Here is a 5,516-nt window from a genome sequence, read left to right as displayed (position 1 = left end):
GGGCGGGTGTCGCGGGCCGGCGCCGGGCCGCGGATGTCCGTCACGGACGAGGGGGTGCGGTCGGCGGGTGCCGGCCGTACCCCCTCGTCGCGGGTCAGCTGTCGGTGCGGGCCTCGGCGGCCGTCTCGCGCCAGCGGTTGGTGGTGGGCAGTCGGCGGTCCTTGCCGAAGCCCTTCGCGGAGATCTTGGTGCCCGGCGGGTACTGCCGCCGCTTGTACTCGGCGGTGTCCGTCATCCGCAGCACCCGGGTCACCAACTCCGGGTCGAAGCCGCGGGCGACGATGTCCGCGGCGCCCATGTCCCGGTCCACGTACAGCTCCAGGACCTGGTCCAGCACGTCGTAGTCGGGCAGGGAGTCGGTGTCCACCTGGCCGGGGCGCAGTTCGGCGCTCGGCGGCTTGGAGATCGAGGCCTCCGGGATCGGCGGCGTCTCACCGCGCTCGGCTGCGGCGCGGTTGCGCCACTTCGCCAGCCGGAACACCGTCGTCTTGTAGACGTCCTTGATGGGCCCGTAGCCGCCTACCGAGTCGCCGTACAACGTCGAGTAGCCGCAGGCCAGTTCGGACTTGTTGCCCGGGGCGAGCACCAGGTGGCCCTCCTGGTTGGACAGCCCCATCAGCATCGTGCCGCGCAGCCGCGACTGGAGGTTCTCCTCCGCGAGACCGGTCAGCTCCAGGGACTCCATGTAGGCGTCGAACATCGGGGCGATGGAGTGGGTGCGGAAGTTCAGCCCGGTCCGCCTGGCCAGTTCGGCCGCGTCACCGCGTGAGTGGTCGGAGGAGTAGCGCGACGGCATGGAGACCCCGTACACGTTCGCGGGCCCGACCGCGTCGCAGGCGATCGCGGCCACCAGCGCCGAGTCGATGCCGCCCGACAGGCCGATCAGCACCGAGCGGAAACCGTTCTTCCGCACGTAGGCGCCCAGCCCGGTGACCAGCGCGGTGTACACCTCCTCATCGTCGTCGAGCCGCGGCGCCCGCGCCGGCGCGGGCAACGGCGCTGCCTCGCTGCCGGCGGCGCCCGAGAGGACGCGGTGCTCGATCCGCAGGCCGTCCGCGACCGTGCCCGACGGGGCCTGCTCGGCCGCCGCGGGGAGTTCCAGGTCGAGAACCAGGCACTGCTCCGCGAACTGCGCGGCACGGGCGACCACGTCACCGTCCCGGTCGACCACGATGGAGTCACCGTCGAAGACCAGCTCGTCCTGGCCGCCGGCCATGGCCAGGTAGGCGGTGGTGCACCCCGCCTCCTGGGCGCGCTTGCGCACCAGTTCCAGCCGGGTGTCGTCCTTGTCCCGCTCGAAGGGCGAGGCGTTGACGGACAGCAGCAGCCCCGCGCCCGCCGCACGCGCCGCCGGGACCCTGCCGCCGTCCTGCCAGAGGTCCTCGCAGATCGCCAGTGCCACGTCGACGCCGCCCACCCGGATCACCGGCAGCGTCTCACCGGGCACGAAGTAGCGGAACTCGTCGAAGACGCCGTAGTTGGGCAGGTGGTGCTTGGCGAAGGTCAGCTTGACCTCGCCCTCGTGCAGCACCGCGGCGGCGTTCTGCGGGGCACCGGCCGGCTGGCCGTAGCGCGGCTGGGCCTGCTCGACACGGTCGAGGTACCCGACGACCACCGGCAGGGCGCCCAGCCCCTCCGCGTCCAGCCGGGCGGCCAGCGAGCGCAGCGCCTCCCGGCTGGCGTCCACGAAGGACGAGCGCAGCGCGAGGTCCTCCACCGGGTAGCCGGTGAGCACCATCTCCGGGAAGGCGGCCAACTGGGCCCCCTGCTCGGCGGAGCGCCGGGTCCATCGGAGCACCGACTCGGCGTTCGCGGCGAGGTCACCGACGGTGGAGTCGATCTGGTTCAGGGCGAGACGTAGATGAGGCACCCTCCCAGAGTAACCGTCAGAGTGACGCGATGCCCTGACGCCTCGCCCCGCCCCGGCGTGCAGCCCTGTCTCCGCGCGGCTGGGGTCTGTCGCCGCCGGCCGACGTCCCGCGCGCCCGTCGCGGTGGCGCCGCGCCGGGTATTCCGGCGGCCACCTGCGCTTCGGGCCGCCGCAGGTCGCAGCGTAATGTGGCGGTAACGGCTCACCGTGATACTGGTGTGCAGGGTCGCCCCGCGCGGGCGACCGGGAAAGTCCCGGCCGACCAGCAAGGATGGGTGACCATGGACAAGCAGCAGGAATTCGTGCTCCGGACGCTCGAGGAGCGCGACATCCGGTTCGTGCGACTGTGGTTCACCGACGTGCTGGGCTTCCTCAAGTCCGTGGCCGTCGCCCCCGCCGAGCTGGAGCAGGCGTTCGACGAGGGGATCGGCTTCGACGGGTCCGCGATCGAGGGCTTCGCCCGGGTCTACGAATCGGACATGATCGCCAAGCCGGCGCCCAGCACCTTCCAGATCCTGCCCTGGCGCGCCGAGGCCCCCGGTACCGCCCGCATGTTCTGCGACATCCTGATGCCGGACGGGTCCCCCTCCTACGCGGACCCGCGCTACGTGCTCAAGCGCATCCTGTCCCGCACGTCCGACCTGGGCTTCACCTTCTACACGCACCCCGAGATCGAGTTCTTCCTGCTGAAGAACAAGCCGGTCGACGGCACCCGGCCGACGCCGGCCGACTCCTCCGGGTACTTCGACCACACGCCGCAGAACGTCGGCATGGACTTCCGCCGCCAGGCCATCACGATGCTGGAGTCGATGGGCATCTCGGTGGAGTTCTCCCACCACGAGGGCGCGCCCGGCCAGCAGGAGATCGACCTGCGCTACGCCGACGCGCTGACCACCGCAGACAACATCATGACGTTCCGCCTGGTGATGAAGCAGGTCGCGCTGGAGCAGGGCGTCAACGCCACCTTCATGCCCAAGCCGTTCTCCGAGTTCCCCGGCTCCGGCATGCACACCCACCTCTCGCTCTTCGAGGGCGACCGCAACGCCTTTCACGAGTCCGGCGCCGAGTACCAGCTCTCCAAGGTGGGCCGGTCCTTCATCGCCGGGCTGATCAAGCACGCCGGTGAGATCTCCGCCGTCACCAACCAGTGGGTCAACTCCTACAAGCGCATCTGGGGCGGCGCGCAGCGCACCGCGGGCGCCGGCGGCGAAGCCCCCTCCTACATCTGCTGGGGCCACAACAACCGGTCCGCGCTGATCCGCGTCCCCATGTACAAGCCCGGCAAGACGGGTTCGACCCGCATCGAGATGCGGTCGCTGGACTCCGGCTGCAACCCCTACCTCGCCTACGCGGTGCTGCTCGCCGCCGGACTCAAGGGCATCGAGGAGGGCTACGAACTGCCGCCGGGCGCCGAGGACGACGTCTGGGCGCTCTCCGACGCCGAACGCCGGGCCATGGGCATCTCGCCGCTGCCGCAGAACCTGGGCGAGGCCATCGACCTGATGGAGCGCAGCGAACTGGTCGCCGAGACGCTCGGTGAGCACGTCTTCGACTTCTTCCTCCGCAACAAGCGGCAGGAGTGGGAGGAGTACCGCTCCGAGGTCACCGCGTTCGAACTGCGGAAGTCCCTGCCGGTCCTCTGATGACGGCGCACCCCGAACCCCCGTCGCCCCAGGGAGATCCGCTGCCGACGGAACCCGCCGCCCCGGCCGGACCCGCCTCCAACGGCGGGCGGCGCAGCAGCACGTTCACCAGGTTGCTGCGGTTGGGCTTCACCGACCCGGCCGCCGCCACCCGGCTGCTCGCCGAGCCGCACCTCGCGGCGCTGCACGGGGACACCGTGCTGCTGGAGGCGCTGGGCCGCACGGCCGACCCCGACCTGGCCCTGCTCAGCCTCGTGCGGCTCACCGAGGCGCAGCCCGAGGACAGCGCACGTCAGGAACTGCTCGACACCCTGCGGTCCGCCAAACCGCTGCGCGACCGCCTGTTCGGGGTGCTCGGCGCGTCCGAGGCGCTGGGCGACCACCTCGCCCGCCACCCCTCGGACTGGCAGTGCCTCGTCACCTACGAGGCCGCCGACCTGCACCCGGGCGTCGAGGAGTTCGAAGCCGCCCTGGCCGGCGCCGACACCCCGGACCGGCTGCGGGCCGCCTACCGCCGGGCGCTGCTGACCATCGCGGCCCGGGACGTCTGCGGCACCACCGACTTCGAGCGGGTCGCCGCCGAACTCGCCGACCTGGCCACCGCCACGCTGCGCGCCGCGCTCGCCATCGCGGAGGCCGCCGCGCCCGAGGACGCCAGGACGTGCCGACTCGCGGTGATCGGCATGGGCAAGTGCGGGGGGCGCGAGCTGAACTACGTCTCCGACGTGGACGTGATCTTCGTCGGTGAGCCGGCCGGCGGCGCAGACGAGGGCCTGGCCGTGCAGGCCGCCACCCGGCTCGCCGCCCACCTGACCCGGATCTGCGCCGACACCACCGCGGAGGGCACGATCTGGCCGGTCGACGCCAACCTCCGCCCCGAGGGCCGCAACGGCCCCCTGGTGCGCACCCTGTCCAGCCATCTCGCCTACTACCAGCGCTGGGCGAAGACCTGGGAGTTCCAGGCACTGCTGAAGGCCCGGCCGGTGGCCGGCGACCTGGCGCTGGGTGAGCAGTACTGCCAGGCCGTCGCACCGATGGTCTGGCAGGCCTCCGAGCGGGACAACTTCGTCACCGACGTGCAGCAGATGCGCCGCCGGGTCGTCGCGGGCATCCCGGCCGCGCAACTCGAACGGGAGCTGAAGCTGGGGCCGGGCGGTCTGCGCGACGTCGAGTTCGCCGTCCAGCTCCTGCAACTCGTGCACGGCCGCAGCGACACCAGCCTGCGCAGCTCCACCACTCTCGACGCGCTCGCCGCGCTGGCCGACGGCGGCTACGTGGGCCGGCAGGACGCCGCCGCGCTCGACGACTCCTACCGCTTCCTGCGCACCATCGAGCACCGCATCCAGCTCTACCGCCTGCGGCGTACGCACCTGATGCCGGAGGACGACGCGGACCTGCGCCGGCTGGGCCGCGGCACCGGATTCCGCACCTCGCCGGTCGCCGAACTCAGCAGGGCCTGGAAACGGCACACCGGGGTCGTCCGGCGGCTGCACGAGAAGATCTTCTACCGTCCGCTGCTGGACGCCGTCGCGCAGCTCGACGCGGGCGAGACGCGGCTGTCCACCGCCGCCGCCCGGCAGCGCCTGGAGGCGCTCGGTTACGCCGACCCGGCCGCCGCCCTGCGCCACCTGGCGGCTCTCGCCTCGGGTGTGAGCCGCAAGGCCGCCATCCAGCGCACCCTGCTGCCGGTCCTGCTCGGCTGGTTCGCCGACTCCGCCGACCCGGACGCGGGCCTGCTGGGCTTCCGCAAGGTCTCCGACGCGCTCGGCAAGACGCCCTGGTACCTGCGACTGCTGCGGGACGAGGGCGCCGCCGCGGAGAACCTGGCCCGGGTGCTCTCGGCCGGCCGGTTCGCCCCCGACCTGCTGATGCGCGCGCCGGAGGCGGTCTCCCTGCTGGGCGGCCCGGAGGGGCTCGCGCCGCGCAGCCGGGAAGCGCTCGTGCAGGAGGTGCTGGCGGCCGTGGGCCGCGCCGACAGTGTCGAATTTGCCGTCGGCGCGGCC

At 72.4% G+C, this 5,516-nt stretch carries 3 protein-coding genes; 2 read left to right on the top strand and 1 reads right to left on the bottom strand.

What is annotated here, in order from left to right; all coding sequences use genetic code 11:
• Positions 1-94 precede the first annotated feature (94 nt).
• Complete coding sequence (locus ACYVE9_RS14225; RefSeq protein WP_461028198.1) at positions 95-1,870, bottom strand: NAD+ synthase; 1,776 nt, start codon at positions 1,868-1,870, stop codon at positions 95-97.
• Between the two features lie 281 nt (positions 1,871-2,151).
• On the opposite strand from ACYVE9_RS14225, the gene ACYVE9_RS14220 reads away from it, so the two are divergent.
• Together ACYVE9_RS14220 and ACYVE9_RS14215 are read left to right on the top strand one after the other, a co-directional pair.
• Positions 2,152-3,513 carry a glutamine synthetase family protein gene (locus tag ACYVE9_RS14220; RefSeq protein WP_461028197.1) on the top strand — a complete coding sequence of 454 codons (1,362 nt, stop codon included), beginning with the start codon at positions 2,152-2,154 and terminating at the stop codon, positions 3,511-3,513.
• Positions 3,513-5,516, top strand: a 2,004-nt coding sequence (locus ACYVE9_RS14215; protein ID WP_461028196.1) for a bifunctional [glutamine synthetase] adenylyltransferase/[glutamine synthetase]-adenylyl-L-tyrosine phosphorylase, incomplete at its 3' end; no start/stop codon positions are given. The genes ACYVE9_RS14220 and ACYVE9_RS14215, both read left to right, overlap by 1 nt.

This window comes from Streptomyces sparsus (assembly GCF_054776295.1).
Note: the sequence above shows the minus strand (reverse complement) of the source record. Positions and strands in the feature narration are given on the sequence as shown.